Raw genomic sequence first — 17719 nt, forward strand, 5'->3', positions numbered from 1 at the left:
GCAGCCAATTCAGGAGCTATAGTCAGTTAGGGTCAACCTATGTCAAATGCCAGTAAAAAAGTCATTGTCGGAATGTCCGGGGGCGTCGACTCCTCGGTTTCAGCTTACCTTCTTATGCAACAGGGCTATCAGGTAGAAGGCCTGTTTATGAAGAACTGGGAAGAAGACGATACTGACGAATACTGCGCTGCTTCCGACGATTTAGCTGACGCTGAAAAAGTGTGTGAAACGCTGGGTATTGAGCTGCACACAATCAATTTCGCTGCAGAATATTGGGACAATGTATTCGAGTATTTTCTGGAAGAATACAAGGCGGGTCGCACGCCTAATCCCGATATTATGTGCAACAAAGAGATTAAATTTAAGGCCTTTCTCGAGTTTGCCGCTGAAGCATTAGATGCCGATTATATTGCGACCGGACATTATGTGCGTCGTCAACAGCGTGATGGCAAATGGGAAATGCTGCGCGGCTTAGACAGTAATAAAGATCAAAGCTACTTTTTGTATACCTTGAGCCACGAGCACATTGCACAAACTCTGTTCCCGGTCGGAGAACTGGAGAAACCAGAAGTTCGTCGAATTGCTGAAGAACAAGGTCTGGTAACGGCCGACAAAAAAGACTCAACCGGTATTTGCTTTATTGGCGAGCGCAAATTTAAGGACTTTTTGCAGCAGTACCTGCCTGCTAAACCCGGCCCCATTGAGTCCGTTGAAGGTGAAGCCTTAGGCGAACACGAAGGCCTGATGTACCACACTCTGGGTCAGCGTAAAGGTCTGCATATAGGTGGAATGGCCGATAATTCTGGCGAACCCTGGTATGTTGTCGACAAAGATGTCGAACGTAACGTTTTAATTGTAGCGCAGGGGAAGAAACATCCGCGTCTATACTCTCAAGGCCTTATTGCCGGACAACTGCACTGGGTTAGTCGAAACGCCCCACCGGAGGCCTTCGATTGCACGGTGAAAACGCGCTACCGCCAGCAGGACATTCCCTGCCGGGTTACGCCGCTTAGTAACGGTGACTTTCAGGTTCAATTTAAAGAACCGGTCGCAGCAGTTACTCCGGGACAGTCTGCGGTATTCTACAGTGATGATGTTTGTTTAGGTGGCGGCATTATTGAACAACGCATTACCGACTTTGAGGTTAAGCTATGAACGAATGGCAGCAACGGGTAATTGCCTTAGCTGGCATGTCGTTAAGTGCTATGGCTGTGCAAAAGCTGGCTCGCAGCGGAGAGCTTTACCCGGAATCTATTAGCAATACCTTAGTGCACAGCCTTTTACAGCAAAACCCGGACAATATCGAAGATATTTACGGCGGACTGGACAACATTAAGCCCGGTATCCAGGCGTTTATTCGCCAGGCCGGCAGCAATAAAAATAAGGACATTGAGGTTACCCGCTATCTGATAGGCCTCATTCATTTATCCAGAAGGCTCTTAAAGCAACCAGATATACTCAATTTACTGGGCGAGCGTATTACCCAGGTAAAACGTCAAAAAGAAGAGTTTGAGTTTGAAAACTACCGTATTCAGCAAAGTTTGGCGGGCATTTATCGCGAACTGATAAGCCCCCTGGGACAACCTATTCGCATTAATGGTAACCCGGAGTTTTTAAAACGGGACTCAAATCAACACCATATTAGAACCCTGCTGCTAGCTGGCATTCGCAGTGCCGTGCTTTGGCAGCAAGTAGGCGGCAAGCGTCGTCATTTCGTGTTTTCTAGAAAGAAAATGTTAGATACAGCGCAGCAACTGCTGCATGTCGCATAACCAGTAACAAGTAACAATTAACGATTTAATTAACCCTCGGAGAGCCAGTTTATGTTGCCCTTTTCCTCCTTGACGGCGGTGTCACCTGTTGACGGACGATACGCCTCAAAAGCAGAAATGTTACGTCCTATTTTTAGTGAGTACGGACTGATTAAATTTCGAGTGACTGTTGAGGTTCGTTGGTTACAATTATTAGCCGACGTTGACGGTATTAAAGAAGTACCTGCGCTAAGTAAAGAAGCAACACAGATACTGAACTCTATTGTTGAGAATTTCTCGGTCGACGACGCTGAACGCATAAAAACTATTGAACGTACCACCAACCACGACGTGAAAGCGGTTGAGTACTTTCTGAAAGAGAAAGTGGCAGATAACGAAGAGCTGAATAAAGTTTCCGAGTTCATCCACTTTGCCTGTACGTCCGAAGACATCAACAACCTTTCTCACGGTTTAATGTTGAACACGGCTCGCGATGAAGTACTACTGCCTATGATGCAGGAGTTGGTCGACCGGGTTAAAGAACTGGCGAAAGAACACAAAACCGTTCCTATGATGGCCCGTACACACGGGCAACCGGCAACGCCAACCACAATGGGCAAAGAATTTGCAAACGTTGCCGTGCGTTTACAACGTCAGCTGGAACAGCTTAAAGCTGTAGACGTTATGGGTAAAATAAATGGTGCTGTCGGTAACTACAACGCGCACCTGGCAGCCTACCCTAACGTGGACTGGCACCACATTTCAGAGCAATTTGTTACTTCATTAGGCTTGAGCTGGAACGCTTACACAACGCAAATTGAGCCGCATGACTATGTTGCTGAATACTTTGATGCATTAGCTCGTTTTAATACCGTACTCATTGATTTTGATCGTGACGTATGGGGCTATATTGCATTGAACCACTTCAAACAGCGTACTGTTGAAGGCGAAGTTGGCTCATCAACCATGCCTCATAAAGTAAACCCTATCGACTTTGAAAACTCAGAAGGTAACCTGGGTATTGCAAACGCTGTTATGCAGCATTTAGCTCAGAAACTGCCTATTTCACGCTGGCAGCGCGACCTGACTGACTCAACCGTTTTACGTAATTTAGGCGTGGGTGTTGCCCATACTGTTATCGCATTCCAGGCTACCTTAAAAGGTTTGAGTAAACTGGAAGTTAACGAAGCCCGTTTAGCGGCTGAGCTGGATGAAAACTGGGAGCTGATGGCTGAACCAGTACAAACCGTTATGCGCCGCTACGGTGTTGAAAAGCCATACGAGAAGCTAAAGACCCTAACTCGTGGTAAGCGCATTACCAGCGATGATCTGGCGAAATTTATTGACTCTTTAGACGTGCCCGATGCTGCTAAAGACGAAATGAAAGCACTGACTCCGGCAAATTACATTGGCCGCGCCACTCAGTTTGTTGATGATCTCCTATGAAATTAGTGTTTGATAAAGACGATTTTTTAACGAACTACTGGCAGAAAAAGCCTTGTCTTATTCGACAGGGCTTTGCCGATTTTACCGACCCTGTCAGCCCTGAAATTCTGGCTGGGCTGGCGATGGAAGAAGGCGCTGACTCGCGAGTTATTGAGTCAAAAGCAGACACTGAATCGGGTTGGTTAGTGACTCATGGCCCATTTGAGGACTACGAAAAGTTCGGAGAAACTGACTGGACTTTGCTGGTGCAGTCAGTAAACGAATGGCTACCAGACGTAGGTGAATTGATAACCCCTTTCCGCTTTTTGCCCGACTGGCGCATTGATGACGTAATGGTCAGTTTTTCCTGCGAAAACGGCGGTGTTGGCCCTCACCTGGATCAGTACGATGTTTTTATTATTCAGGGCGCAGGCTCCCGACATTGGCGGGTCGGTGAACGACAAGCCATGCAGGAGTATCAGCCCGCGGAAGACCTATGCCAGATAAAAGGTGAATTCAACGCTGTTATTGATGAACACCTGACTGCCGGCGACGTTTTATATATTCCAGCTGGCTGTCCTCATGACGGTATCTCGCTGGAACCGTCTTTAAACTACTCTGTTGGTTTTCGTGCTCCATCGAAAGCCGAGCTACTGCTGCAGTTAGGTGATATTGCGATGCAACAGGAGTCATTGCAGGAGCGCTATCAAGACCCGGCTCTAAGCAGCGAAGACGTTTCATGGGTTATTGAAAAAACGCAGCTAAGTGCATTAAAGCAGTTTTTAAAAGACGCTTTAGAAAGCGATGAAACCGACGCATTATTAGCAAAAATCATCTCCCAGTCTAAACGCCCTCTTCCCGAGCCAGAGCTGCCGACCACCGCTGAGCAAATTCCGACTCTGCTCGCGCAGCAAAATGCATTTATAGAAAAGACCTCGGGCGCACGTTTCTTAAAACTCAGCGATACCCAGTTTTACGGTAATGGCGAAGTTTTTCACGTTATACAAGAGGCATTACCAGCTGCTGAATGGCTGGCGCAGTTGCAAGGTTCTGAAGCTACTGAAGAATTAGCTAAATTGGCAAAATCTGTTGCCGGGTGCGAGCTAATTGCCGAAACAATTAACCAGGGAATCATCTACTTATACATTGATGAATCTTAAGTGATTCTGTGTAAACAAGAGTTGATAAACGCCCGTTTAAATACCTAAATTTATTCACATCTTAAAGTAGCGCGAGCCTTATCTAAATGGTAATGTTCGCGCAATTTTTGAAGCAATGAGGAAGTGAAACTCATGTCTCTATACGAGCATCCCGAATTTGATCACCACGAGCAAGTGGTGTTTTGTCATGATCAGGAATCAGGCTTAAAAGCCATTATTGCCATCCACGATACAACCTTAGGTCCAAGCCTTGGTGGTACTCGTTTATGGAATTACGCTTCTTCTGCCGAAGCGGTCACCGATGTACTGCGTTTGTCTCGTGGTATGACTTATAAAAGTGCAATGGCAGGTCTGCCTTTAGGTGGCGGTAAAGCGGTTATCATCGGCGACGCGAAAAAAATCAAAAGCGAAGAACTCTTCCGCGCTTATGGTCGCTTCATCGAGTCTTTAAGTGGTCGTTACATTACCGCTGAAGACGTCAACATTCGTACTGAAGACATCGGTATGGTCGCAAAAGAGACCAGCTACGTTGCAGGCACGGCCGATAAAGCCGGCGACCCTTCACCTCATACAGCACTGGGTACTTACCTTGGTCTTAAAGCGGCAGCAAAACACAAATTAGGTAGCGAAGATCTTAAAGGTGTTAAAATTGCCATTCAGGGTCTGGGTGCTGTTGGCTACGATTTCGCCAAGTACTGCGCAGAAGACGGTGCTGAACTTATTGTTACCGATATTAACGAAGAAGCCATCGAGCGTGCCGTTAAAGAACTGGGCGCGAAAGCTGTTGGTCTGGATGAAATTTATGGCGTAGACGCTGACGTGTACGCACCATGCGCTTTAGGTGCCACCATCAATGATGAGACTTTGAAGCAACTTAAAGTCAAAATTATCGCCGGCAGCGCGAATAACCAGTTAGCTAACCCTAAACATGATAAAGCCGTTAAAGATATGGGTATTTTATACGCTCCGGACTACGTGATTAATGCCGGTGGCGTTATTCATATCTGTTCAGAAGCCGCCAACTTTACTGTGGAAGAAACAGAAAAACGTGTGCGCGGTATATACGATACCTTAGATCAGCTTTTTGCCCGGGCACAGGACGAAGACCGCCCTACCGGAACAGTCGCTGATGAAATGGCTCGCGAAATTATCGCCAAAGGTAAGCAGTAAACGTCACTGCAAATAAAAAGCCTGAGTTAACTCAGGCTTTGTAAGATTATCTCAAGCGGGTGTCTCACCCGCTTTTTTTCTATCCGTTTTATTTGTGAGCGACACGAGAATCCAGTAACCAGTACTCCACTGCTTCCATACTCCTGAACCGCTTGTTGCCAGCCCATTTGATAAAGTCCCTGGCTGTCTTCCTGGTTCTGTTTCTCATGACCAAATGTACCGGCCATACCGCAACAGCCCACATTAACAATATCCAGTTTTAGTCCCAGATTTTGGAATAAGGCTTGCCATTGTTTAGCTGACTCAGGCACGAAACTCTGTTCGGTACAGTGCAGCAATAGACCGTAGTGGCTGGTAGTAAATGAATTAATATCATCAAAGTTCAAAGTATTAAGCCATTCTACAACCGTCATGACGTTAACTTCGGGTAGTTGACCATCGCTCGCCTTGCGATACTCGTCCCGGAATATCAATGCCGTGGAGCTGTCAGGTCCAATTAATGGAATACCAGCATCAGAAATAGGTTTTAACTGTTCAGTCACTTTTTCGGCGGTTTTCTCAAAGTCGCTGATAAAGCCTTTTACGTGCTGAGCCTTGCCATGCCCTATAAACGGCAGTAACACAGGCGTATAACCTAAATTTCTGATAAGCAGCCCCAGTTTCAGAACCAGATCGGCCTCGTAGAAGGTTGTAAACGGGTCCTGCGCAATAACCACCGCTTTTGACTTCTCATCCTCAGTCAGGCTCATCACCTGCTCTGTGGTTAACTCAATAAGTCCGTTCCGGCGCCAGGCAGTCCTTAAATTAGGCGTTGAGAATAACGGCGTATCGACGTAGCCAATACCGTATTTGAGTACAAACCGGCTTAACGGATTATTAATCAGTACATTACTCAACCGGGGAAACTTACTCGCTATCGGCGCGGTCTTTTCAATACCTTTGACCAGATAGTCTTTTAACGGACGAGCGTATTTACTGTAGTAATGATCATAAAAACGAGCGCGGAACGTCGGCACATCGACACTGACTGGGCATTGGTTGGTACACGCCTTACAAGCCAGGCATTTGTCCATGGACTCTTTCACTTCGTGGCTGAAGTCATTTTTTCCGGTAAACCGGTTAAGCTGGCGTTTGGCAAAGCCCAATGATTCTGGCTTTTCAGCCGCGTTATAGCCGGCGTTGTGAGTTAACCGCAACCATTCACGCAAAAGCCCTGCCCGCCCTTTAGGAGAATAACGACGGTCCCGCGTTATCTTATAAGAGGGGCACATAGCGGACTTAGGATCGTAATTAAAGCACAAGCCATTACCGTTACAGTCCATCGCATTTTTATAGCTGTCGCGTGTAGCCACCGGTATTTGACGATCAAAGAAGCCGCGCTTAACGGCATCGACAGAAATAAGCTCGGCATTGGTGTTAAACGGCGTACAGATTTTCCCCGGGTTTAGCTGGTTAAAGGGGTCAAAGCTGGCCTTAATTTTTTGCAATTCGGTATAGAGATGCTCACCAAAAAATGCCGGTACGTACTCTGAGCGATACCCTTTACCGTGTTCGCCCCACATGAGTCCACCGTACTTTTGTGTCAGCTCGGCAACTTTATCACTGATTTGTCTGAGCATGACTTCATCTTCAGGCTCACACAAATCCAGTGCCGGGCGCACATGCAAAACTCCGGCATCTGCATGCCCAAACATGCCGTAATGCAGGCCGTTAGCGTCTAAAAGAGCACGAAACTCGTTAATAAAATCAGCCAGTTTCTCCGGAGGTACAGCGGTGTCTTCAGCAAAAGCAACGGGTTTACGACGCCCTTTTGTAGCGCCCAGCAAGCCCACGGATTTTTTCCGCATAGCATAAATAAGCTGGATACTGGGCAAATCGTCACAGACTTGATAGCCAATAACCCCTTTGCTGTCTTTGCTTTTAATCAGCTTGTCCAGACGTTGGGTTAAAGAATTAACTTTACTGTCTATTTCTTCCTGATTTAACCCGGTGAACTCAACCATGTTGATGCCATCCATGCGCTGACCTTCAACATCAGACAACAACGGCTCAACTGACTTCCAGATTATATCCTGACGTGCAAGATTCAGTACGGTACTGTCAACCGTCTCTACAGAGGTTGCTTTGGCATCAACTAAGAAAGGCGAGTTTTCTAAAGCAGCCTGGAAATTTGAATATTTTACGTTCACCAACACCCGATGTTTGGGAATAGGAGTAATATTCAACCGGGCTTCACTGACAAAGCCTAAGGTTCCCTCTGAGCCAGCAATGATTCGTGAAACATCTATCTTTTGCTGCCCGGCGTTATAGGCATGTTTCAAGTCATAACCGGTTAAAAAACGATTCAGCGGCGGAAATTTCTCACGAATACTCTCAGCTTCACCCACGCAAGTATCAATAACCTGTCGGTAAATTCGAGCTATACGATTATCCTGTCGCGCAACGGTTTCCGCCTGTTCAAGCGAAACCGATCCGCTATCCAGTACAGAGCCGTCCAGCAATACAGTTTTTAAACCAAGAATGTGATCGCTGGTTTTCCCATAAACCAACGACCCCTGACCGGAAGCGTCAGTATTAATCATTCCGCCAAGAGTCGCGCGATTACTGGTCGATAAGTCAGGCGAGAAGAAATAACCATGGGGACGCAATATATCGTTAAGCTGATCTTTGACTACCCCCGCCTGCACCCTCACCCAGCCTTCTTTCGGGTTAACTTCCAACACTTTATTCATGTGGCGACTTAAGTCCACCACAATACCGGAAGTTAAAGACTGACCATTGGTGCCGGTGCCGCCACCACGGGGTGAGAACTGCACACTGCTGTTGTTTTCCTGACCTGCCAGCTTCATCAGCAATACAAGGTCGGTTTGATTAAGAGGGTACAAAACAGCCTGAGGCAGGTTTTGGTAAACGCTGTTATCCGTGGCCGCGATTAAACGGCCCGAATAACTCACGTCAATTTCACCTGCAAACTCTGAGCTTCTTACCTGCTCAATAAAGTGCCGGTAGTCATCTGGTAACGCATTCTCAGCAGCAATCTCAGGTAATACAGTCATACTTATAGGTTTTCCGCCAGGTACATCCAGGTCTCAATAACGGTATCGGGGTTCAGCGATACCGAATCAATGCCCTGATCAACCAACCAGGCAGCAAAATCAGGATGATCCGACGGTCCCTGACCACAAATGCCAACGTACTTACCGCGTTTCTTCGCGGTTTGAATGGCCATGGCCAGCAGTTTCTTCACAGCTTCGTTACGCTCATCAAATAAGTGCGCGATAACACCGGAATCCCGGTCAAGACCTAAGGTCAGCTGAGTTAAGTCGTTAGAACCAATAGAGAAACCGTCGAAGATATCGAGGAATTCGTCAGCCAGCAGAGCATTAGAAGGCAACTCACACATCATAATAACGCGTAAACCATTTTCGCCCTGAACCAGTCCCTGCTCGGCCAGAAGCTCAATAACCTTACGGCCTTCTTCAAGAGTTCTGACAAACGGGATCATGATTTCGATATTGGTCAGACCCATATCGTTACGAACGCGTTTAATAGCTTCACATTCCAGTGCAAAGCAGTCACGGAATTCTTCAGAGATATAACGCGACGCGCCACGGAAACCTAACATTGGGTTTTCTTCACCAGGTTCATACTGCTTTCCGCCAATAAGGTTCGCATATTCGTTCGACTTAAAGTCAGACATACGCACAATGACGCGTTCTGGCGAAAATGCAGCACCTAAGGTAGAAATGCCTTCGGCTAAACGCGCTACGTAGTATTCGCGAGGGCTGCTGTAACCGGCCATCATGCTATCAATTGTCTTTTTCAGCTCATCGCTTTGCTGATCATAATTAAGCAAGGCTTTAGGGTGAACCCCTATCATGCGGTTAATAATAAACTCGAGGCGAGCCAGGCCAATACCGGCATGCGGCAAGCTGGCAAAATCGAACGCACGGTCCGGGTTACCCACATTCATCATAATTTTCAGTGGTAGATCCGGCATAGCGTCAATTTGTGACTCGGTAATATCAAAGTCCAGTTCACCCTGGTAGATATAACCGGTGTCGCCTTCGGCACAAGAAACCGTAACGGCCTGACCATTACTGATATGGTCAGTTGCATCACCGCAACCAACAACCGCCGGAATGCCCAGTTCGCGTGCAATAATCGCTGCGTGGCAAGTACGACCACCGCGGTTAGTAACAATGGCCGCCGCACGTTTCATAATCGGTTCCCAGTCAGGGTCGGTCATATCGGTAACTAATACATCGCCCGGCTGCACTTTATCCATTTCGCTAATATCATTCAGAACACGAGCAACACCACGACCAATACGCTGGCCAATAGCGCGCCCTGTGCAGACAACGTCGCTTTTAGTTTTTAACGCAAAACGCTCAATGGCTTGCCCTTTTTGGTTTGACTGAACCGTTTCAGGACGTGCCTGAACAATATACAGCTTGCCGTCGACGCCATCTTTTGCCCACTCAATGTCCATTGGACGACCATAATGCTCTTCAATGATAAGAGCTTGCTTAGCCAGTGTTTCGACTTCTTCGTCTGTTACCGAGAAGGTCAGGCTCTTCGACTTTTCTATGTCTTCTATTAATGTCTGTTTTCCATGTTCTCTGTCGTCAGAGAAAATCATCTGGATTTTCTTGCTGCCCAGAGTTCTGCGCAATACTGAAGGGCGGCCTGCTTTTAACGTTGGTTTATGTACGTAGAATTCATCTGGGTTAACTGCACCCTGCACGACCATCTCACCTAAACCATACGACGAGGTAATGAAAACCACATCATCAAAGCCTGACTCAGTGTCAATGCTGAACATAACCCCGGAAGAGGCAATGTCACTGCGCACCATACGTTGTATACCAGCCGACAACGCAACACCGCGGTGGTCGTAGCCCTGATGAACACGATAGGAAATAGCGCGGTCGTTAAATAATGAAGCAAACACGTGTTTAATGGCTTCCATTACACTACTTAAGCCACGTACATTCAGGAAAGTTTCTTGCTGCCCGGCAAATGAAGCATCCGGCATATCTTCTGCCGTCGCTGAACTGCGTACCGCAAAGCTAAATTCCTCGTTGTTTTCACTTAACTCAGCAAAAGCGTCTTTAATAGCCGCTTCAAATTCTGGTTGAAACGGCGTATCAATAATCCATTGGCGGATTTTTTTGCCAGCCTTAGCCAAGGCCTGTACGTCGTCAACATCAAGCGTGTCGAGCAAATCGTGAATACGATCGTTTAAACCACTTTGCTCCAGAAACTGGTTATAGGCATCAGCCGTTGTTGCAAAACCACCGGGCACTTCAACTCCTGCTCCGGCTAAGTTACTGATCATCTCACCCAGCGAGGCATTTTTGCCACCCACTCGGTTTACGTCATGCATTCCCAGATGTTGGTACCAAACTACGTATTCTTGCACGTCACAATCCTTAATTGATTTTTCGGCATGGAAGTGGCACCTATTTTACACGCTGTGGCCCAACAAGTTAATATCGAACCTACAATCGGTTAAAAAGAGATTTGCCAGTGCGCTATGCATTTTACATTTCAGATGGTACAGCATTAACCGCCGAGGCCTTTGGCCACGCGCTTTTGTCCATGTTCCCAGTCAATTTTGAGCACAAAACATTACCTTTTATCGATAATAAGGAAAAAGCGAATGAGGTGTGTAAAACAATAAAAAAAGCCGTTTCCGACAGTGGTGAGCCGCCTTTAATCTTCCATACTTTCGTTAACGAGAAGCTAAAAGCAAAAATTACCGACTGTGGAGGCATTTGTTACGACTTTTTAGACCACTTTATTGCTCCGGTGGAAAAAGAGCTGGGCGTCAAAGCGGAACCGAAAACACACCGTACTCATGGTGTACATAAAAACTACAACTTCAGAATAGATGCCATTAATTACGCGCTGGATAACGACGATGGCAAACGCTTAAATCAATTGGATAAAGCTGACCTGATTTTAATTGGAGTGTCGCGTACAGGGAAAACGCCGACCAGCTTATACCTGGCCATGCAATACGGAATTAAAGTTGCCAACTACCCTCTGACCGACGATGACGACTTTGAACGACTGCAATTGCCTAAAGAACTTAAGCAGTATCGTCATAAGCTGTTTGGCCTGACCTTGTCGTCACAGCGTTTACATGAAATTAGAAGTCAAAGACGGGAAGGCAGCCAATACGCTTCTATGGCGCAGTGTCGGTTTGAGCTAGCTGAAGTTGAAAGGCTCTATAGCCGGGAGGCAGTACCTTTTATCAACTCAACCCATTATTCAGTAGAAGAAATAGCCGCAAAAATTCTGGCTAAAACAAACTTAGAGCGGCACCGTTATTAATGCCGCTCTAATATTCTGAGAAGCTACACTTTACTTCGCGTTGGTGCTTTCAAAAATTTTGTCCGCCGACGCTGCAACAAAGCCAGTATACAGTTTGCCGTCTTCAATTTCGTAGCGCTTAGCAAACTCATAGAAGCAACTGGGGATCTCAACAGTCTTATCAGAAAACTCAACTGGGTGACGGTCAGCCATAGTTGATGATTGTTCCAGATAAACGTCCGGAGAACCTTTGATTTCACCACCCGACGTATTCAGTTTGAAACCATTGTCTTTTAACTTCTGGTTTACCTGCTCAAGCGTTTTATAGCCCGGTAACTGGTTAACGCTGACCGTAAAATGGTTAGCGCAATAGCCAAATGCAGCCATCCACGCAGCGTACTCACTCTCTTCCAACAATGACTGGTAATCGGCATAACTGACTTTCCAGTGCGTACCTGAATAAAGAAAGTCCGGCTTTTTAGTGTCTTCAGCCGAAACCTGAGCCACCATATCTTTGACTTTGCTCTGCAGTTCATCAGAAAATTCAGCCGTCATTAATTCGCTAATGAATACTTTTGGTAACTCAGGATCTTCATGTTCAAAATGTTTTGCGCGCAGTTTTTTCGCTTCAAAGTGGTAGTCACCACCCTCTTTGTAACCTAAGTCCAAAAAGTGTTGTGCCAGTACTTCCAGACCAACAGGACTGATATCAAAAGTCCGAAAAGCAACGTGATCATTAACGATCGGATGCCCTTCGCCTAAAATTTGATGCACCTTTTTTGCTGAAGGTGTACGCGATAAATAATCTTGCCACAAGTTTTCAAATAACACTTCTACCTGTTGCGACATATAAAAAATTACCTCTTAAATATCCGGTTAAAGGGGATGATCAACCCGCGCCGTTGCGAGCTGCTTTTAATGATTCTGCGACTAAAAACGCTAATTCTAGCACTTGATCGGCGTTCAGTCGTGGATCGCACTGGGTGCGATAACGACTGGACAAATCTGCTTCACTTATACGGTAGGCACCGCCGGTACATTCTGTAACATCTTCACCGGTCATTTCCAGATGGATGCCGCCCGGATAAGTGCCCTCAGCTTGATGAATCGCAAAGAAATGTCTTAGTTCTTTATGTATGGCGTCAAAATTCCGGGTTTTCAAGCCATTATCAGCCTTAATCGTATTGCCATGCATGGGGTCACTTGACCAGACCACGTTGCGACCTTCCTGTTTTACACGGCGCACTAACTCGGGCAATTTATTAGCCAGATTATCGGCGCCCATACGAGTAATTAATGTTAAACGTCCGGGTTCGTTGTCAGGGTTCAATGCGTCAATTAACTGAATGAGCTCATCCCCTGGCATTGTTGGGCCCACTTTTACTCCAACCGGGTTATGAATGCCGCGCATAAACTCGACATGAGCTTGATCTAACTTACGAGTGCGTTCACCAATCCAGACCATATGCGCAGAGCAGTCATACGGCAATCCGGTTAAAGTGTCGGTGCGGGTTAAAGCTTGTTCATAAGGCAATAACAATGCCTCATGCGAGGTGAATAGTGAAGTCTCGTGAATGGCCGCGTTATTCTCTGAGTTAATACCCAATACTTCCATAAAGCGCAGCGCCGACTGAATTTCTTCAGCTATTTTCTGGTAACGCTCTTTTAAAGGATTAGAGGCAATAAAACTTAAGTTCCATTTATGCACTTTGTGCAAGTTGGCCAGACCGCCCTGCGCAAACGCTCGCAACAAGTTCATGGTCGCTGCGGAGTGATGATAAGCCTTAATCATACGTTCAGGGTCAGGTTGACGAGCCATTTCATCAAACTCTGAGCCATTAATGATGTCACCACGGTAACTAGGCAAACTCAGGTCACCAATGGTTTCAAAATCACTAGAGCGCGGCTTGGCATATTGCCCTGCCATGCGTGCAACTTTTGTCACCGGACAGGAACCTGCAAACGTCATGACAATGGCCATCTGCAGAATGACCTTAAAAGTGTCACGAATTTTCGGTGCGTTGAAGTCACTAAACGACTCTGCACAATCGCCGCCCTGCAGCAGGAAACCCTCTCCTACGCAGACATTCTTTAACTGGTTTCTTAACGCTCGTATCTCTTCTGCGAACACCAGTGGCGGGAACTGACTCAGTTGCTGTTCTACTGCCTGCAACTGCGACGGATCGGAATACTTCGGTTGTTGTTCTATTGGCTTATCGCGCCAACTGCGCGCACTCCATTGGGCCATAACAAAAATTTATCCGCTTTATCGGTGAGTAAGAGTTAAGAATGTACCTCTGTATCCCTTGAAAAGCAACGACTAACGCCGTTGCTCAAGAGCATGAATTCGTTCTTCTAAAGGCGGGTGACTCATAAACAATTTCGACATAGTTGAGCGTTTTCCTTTAATACCAAACGCCAGCATAGTGCCATCGAGCTCCGACTCTTTGCCTTGCTGTAAGCGACGTAAAGCAGCAATCATTTTTTGTTTACCGACTAAATCTGCGGACCCGGCATCTGCTCTGAACTCACGCTGACGAGAGAACCACATAACAATAGTGCTGGCTAAGACGCCAAATACGATTTCCAGCAACATCACGACACCATAATAGGCGAACCCACCGCCCCGCTGGTTATCACCGCCCCGCATTATCGCGCTGGCAATGATCCGCGCAAAAAACATGACAAACGTATTTATCACGCCCTGGATTAAGGTCAGCGTCACCATATCGCCATTAGCAATATGACTCATTTCATGTGCAAGAACCGCCTCAACTTCGTCAGCATTCATGCTTTGTAATAGTCCGGTACTGACCGCAACCAACGAAGCATTTTTACTGCGCCCGGTAGCAAAAGCGTTAGGCTCCGGCGATTGATAAACCGCGACCTGAGGCATAGGAACCCCTGCTTTTTGCGCCTGTTGCTGAACGGTACGGAACAACCATTCTTCAGACTGGTTCTGTGGTTTTTCTATGACTCTGGCTCCGGTTGAACGAATTGCCATCCAGCGTGATATCCAGAGCGATACAAACGCACCACCAAAACCAAACAGTGCACAGAACACCAGTAAACCCACTGACCCTTGTGCATCAATGCCGGTTACCGCCATCACAATATTAAAGACCACGCTAACAACCAGCAGAATGGCCATGTTAGTCGCTAAAAACAGCAAAATTCTCTTCATTGCTCGTACTCCGGGGAACTTAGTCTGCTAAGTTATGTGGGGGTATTTAGTCGTATTTCAATCTTACTCATGGAAATAAATGCTCAAATCTTTCTCTTTCCAGCCTGGCAAATAAGGAATATTAGCGAGCTCGTTTTCGCCCATCAACTCACGTAGCGACTCCAGATTCTCGGCCTGTCGCGGCATCGGCTTCGGCCCGGTTTGCACGGCAATCCAACCTGCAACATCGCAACCTTCCTGCTTTATTGATTGCAGGCTAAGCAACGCATGGTTCAGGCAACCCAGTTTTAACCCGACCACCAGCACAACTTTCGCATTAACCTCCTTTACCACTTGCGGCATACGCAGTCCGGAAGCCAGAGGTAACTGCCAGCCACCGGCACCTTCAATCACTAAACTGTCTATTGGCCGCTCATGAAACCAGTCTACCGCTTTCAACAGGCGTTCTTTGTCTATGACCACGCCACTGTCTGCTGCCGCAATATGAGGCGCAATTGCGGCTTCAAAGGTATAAGGATTAACTCTATCGTAATCAAAGGAAGTATTAGACTGACGCATTAAATTCAGTGCATCTTCATTCACCAACTGCCCGTTTTGCCAATGACAACCGGATGCAACTGGCTTCATTACCGCAACTTGTTGCGACTGCTTTACTAAGTATTGAACAAAAGCACATGCTGCAACGGTTTTTCCTGCGTCAGTGTCTGTTCCGGTAATAAAATAAGTGTTCATATCAACTTAAACTCAATGCTACTTAACTAATTTAATATTAAGAATTGACCATTCAAGTGGCAATCCCTGCAAAGTTCGATAATTTTCAAAGGCATTTTCCAACTGCTGTAAGCGGTTGCGCGTCATCAGTCCGGCGTTATCAGTTCGCCTCACATAGTTGGCGCCAACCCCCTTAATACTGCCTATAAGTTCACGGACACTGGCAAAATACTGGGTGTGTTCTTCTGTCACGAATTCTGAGTGACGCCAGTTAACTGAGCCGACTTCATTCTGCACCGTCTCTGCGGGCTTAAAGCGGTGCGTATGTTGCAAATCGTCAACACCATTCCAGCTTTTTATGAAAGAGTTGAAAGTGCCCTCAACAACGGTATTAACGGTTACAACACCACCCGGCTTTAAAACGCGATGAGCTTCCCTCATCGCGTTTTGCAAATTATCGACCCATTGCATAGACAAATTAGCGAAAAGCCAGTCGACTGAGTTGTCAGCTACAGGCAAAGCTTCCCACTCGCCATTAAGCCAACTCAATTCAGGATAATCAGCGGCAGCTTTAGACAACATAGCCGGAGCAATATCAACACCAAGATAATGATTCGCCCGGAGTAAGAGGTCTGCTGTCGTTGACGCGGGACCACAGCCAACATCAAGCGCCTGATTCACATTAGCCGGCCCGAGGCTTAATAGCCGGTTGGCTGTTAACCGCTGAATACTCGCGTGCTGGTGGTAGTCTTTCGCCGCCTTATTGAACTGCCGCGCAACAGCCTGTTGAAAATTCATTATTTTCATAACGGAGGTTTCATAACTTAGATTTCATAACGGAGACTTCATAACTGGCTAAGAATCCTATCTACCCGACACCAAAATTGAGCAAGTTCGGGCGTCGACATTTCTGACGTTAAACTAAAACGGATACGGGAGCTTCCCGCAGGTACTGTTGGCGGACGAATAACGCTGCATAAATACCCCTGAGCCTGTAGTTCTGTTGCCATGTTTAGCGCGTCATCATCGGAGTTAAATAACCATGTTTGTATGGCCGAGTTTGATTCTATCGTTTTTAAACCGCGCTGTTTCAGCTGTTCCCGAAAATACTGAATGCGCTCAGCAAGTCTTCCGCGGCGGTCATCGCCTTCTGCGCTGCGTACAATTTCTACAGAGGCTTTTATTGCAGCGGCCTGAGCCGGCGGCATAGCAGTGGAATAAATATAATCACGGCAAAACTGAATTAAACTTTCAATTTCATCATCATCGGCACAAACAAAGGCTCCACCGACGCCCAACGCTTTACCAAAGGTGCCGGTTATGACATCGGCAACAGCGGAGTCCGCATATAATGACCCTTTCCCCTGTACACCATAAGCACCTACTCCATGGGCGTCATCAAGTATAATCTTGAGGCCATACTTGCGCTTTAAATAAGCCAACAGGTTTAAATCACAGGCGTCTCCGTCCATGCTAAAAACACCTTCGGTCACCAGCCAGTCGCACGGATTGGCTTTGCTAACAACTGGTTCAGGTTGGTTATGCGGAAACCGCTTAAAACGCCCTTCACCGTGCTGCATACCGTCAATTATTGACGCATGAACCAGTTTGTCGGCGAACAGCTTTTGTTGTTTATCGACCAGGGTTGTCAACACACCATGATTTGCCGCGAAACCTGAATTAAACAGCAAAGCTCTGGTTTTATTCATCCACTCGGCCAGCAACTCTTCCAGTTCCTGATGAACTTTACTGTAACCGCTGAGTAACGGTGAGCCAGTACTGCCAACACCCCAGATATCAATAGCTTGCTTAAATGCACGCTTTATATCCGGATGCTGGCTTAAGCCGAGGTAATCATTGGTACTGAAATCCAATTGCCAATGAGCGTCGGAGCTACGTACCTTTCGCGAGCGAAACAGCGAAGAGTCTTTACGCTCATTAAGCCGCTGCTCATACCCCAACACGATTTTCTCCACTCTCTATTCTCTGCCTATTCT

14 protein-coding genes are annotated in these 17719 nt (G+C 46.7%); 6 read left to right on the forward strand and 8 right to left on the reverse strand.

Going from position 1 to position 17719, the window contains the following annotated elements:
• The first annotated feature begins 39 nt into the window (after positions 1-39).
• The 5 genes from mnmA to DEU30_RS03090 all read left to right on the forward strand — a co-directional run bounded on the left by mnmA (position 40) and on the right by DEU30_RS03090 (position 5506).
• The gene (gene mnmA, locus DEU30_RS03070; protein WP_011234556.1) at positions 40-1155 is read left to right on the forward strand and encodes a tRNA 2-thiouridine(34) synthase MnmA; all 1116 of its coding nucleotides are present in this window, start codon (positions 40-42) and stop codon (positions 1153-1155) included.
• Positions 1152-1772 carry a high frequency lysogenization protein HflD gene (gene hflD / locus DEU30_RS03075; RefSeq protein ID WP_011234557.1) on the forward strand — a complete coding sequence of 207 codons (621 nt, stop codon included), beginning with the start codon at positions 1152-1154 and terminating at the stop codon, positions 1770-1772. The genes mnmA and hflD overlap by 4 nt, the downstream gene beginning before the upstream one ends.
• Before the next feature lie 54 nt (positions 1773-1826).
• A complete protein-coding gene (gene purB / locus DEU30_RS03080; protein WP_016341327.1) occupies positions 1827-3197 on the forward strand; it encodes an adenylosuccinate lyase in 1371 nt (456 codons plus the stop codon).
• Positions 3194-4336, forward strand: a complete 1143-nt coding sequence (locus DEU30_RS03085; RefSeq protein WP_114981310.1) for a cupin domain-containing protein — start codon at positions 3194-3196, stop codon at positions 4334-4336. The genes purB and DEU30_RS03085 overlap by 4 nt, the downstream gene beginning before the upstream one ends.
• 132 nt (positions 4337-4468) lie before the next feature.
• A complete protein-coding gene (locus tag DEU30_RS03090; protein WP_011234560.1) occupies positions 4469-5506 on the forward strand; it encodes a Glu/Leu/Phe/Val dehydrogenase dimerization domain-containing protein in 1038 nt (345 codons plus the stop codon).
• Between the two features lie 26 nt (positions 5507-5532).
• Here the strand turns inward: DEU30_RS03090 and DEU30_RS03095 are convergent, their stop codons facing one another.
• On the reverse strand, positions 5533-8562 hold the full coding sequence (locus DEU30_RS03095; RefSeq protein WP_114981309.1) for an FAD-binding and (Fe-S)-binding domain-containing protein: 3030 nt from the start codon (positions 8560-8562) through the stop codon (positions 5533-5535).
• Positions 8563-8564: 2 nt separating this feature from the next.
• A complete protein-coding gene (gene ppsA, locus DEU30_RS03100; protein ID WP_114981308.1) occupies positions 8565-10931 on the reverse strand; it encodes a phosphoenolpyruvate synthase in 2367 nt (788 codons plus the stop codon).
• A gap of 107 nt (positions 10932-11038) precedes the next feature.
• On the opposite strand from ppsA, the gene DEU30_RS03105 reads away from it, so the two are divergent.
• Positions 11039-11848: a pyruvate, water dikinase regulatory protein gene (locus DEU30_RS03105; RefSeq protein ID WP_114981307.1), complete on the forward strand. Its 810-nt coding sequence runs from the start codon at positions 11039-11041 to the stop codon at positions 11846-11848.
• A 30-nt stretch (positions 11849-11878) separates the two neighbouring features.
• Here the strand turns inward: DEU30_RS03105 and DEU30_RS03110 are convergent, their stop codons facing one another.
• The 6 genes from DEU30_RS03110 to DEU30_RS03135 form a co-directional block, all read right to left on the reverse strand.
• Entirely contained in the window at positions 11879-12676 is a 798-nt protein-coding gene (locus DEU30_RS03110) for a DUF1338 domain-containing protein (protein ID WP_114981306.1), read from the reverse strand.
• Between the two features lie 40 nt (positions 12677-12716).
• A complete protein-coding gene (locus tag DEU30_RS03115; RefSeq protein ID WP_114981305.1) occupies positions 12717-14075 on the reverse strand; it encodes a 3-deoxy-7-phosphoheptulonate synthase class II in 1359 nt (452 codons plus the stop codon).
• Between the two features lie 72 nt (positions 14076-14147).
• Positions 14148-15011: a protease HtpX gene (gene htpX, locus DEU30_RS03120; protein ID WP_034823144.1), complete on the reverse strand. Its 864-nt coding sequence runs from the start codon at positions 15009-15011 to the stop codon at positions 14148-14150.
• Positions 15012-15074: 63 nt separating this feature from the next.
• A complete protein-coding gene (bioD, locus tag DEU30_RS03125) occupies positions 15075-15743 on the reverse strand; it encodes a dethiobiotin synthase (protein WP_114981304.1) in 669 nt (222 codons plus the stop codon).
• Positions 15744-15761: 18 nt separating this feature from the next.
• Positions 15762-16529 (reverse strand): methyltransferase domain-containing protein, encoded by a 768-nt coding sequence (locus DEU30_RS03130; protein WP_114981303.1) that lies wholly within the window; start codon positions 16527-16529, stop codon positions 15762-15764.
• Positions 16530-16567: 38 nt separating this feature from the next.
• On the reverse strand, positions 16568-17698 hold the full coding sequence (locus tag DEU30_RS03135) for an 8-amino-7-oxononanoate synthase (RefSeq protein WP_227016293.1): 1131 nt from the start codon (positions 17696-17698) through the stop codon (positions 16568-16570).
• Positions 17699-17719: the final 21 nt, after the last annotated feature.

The sequence above is a fragment of the Idiomarina sp. 017G genome, assembly GCF_004362265.1.
In the GTDB taxonomy this organism is placed as follows: domain Bacteria; phylum Pseudomonadota; class Gammaproteobacteria; order Enterobacterales; family Alteromonadaceae; genus Idiomarina; species Idiomarina loihiensis.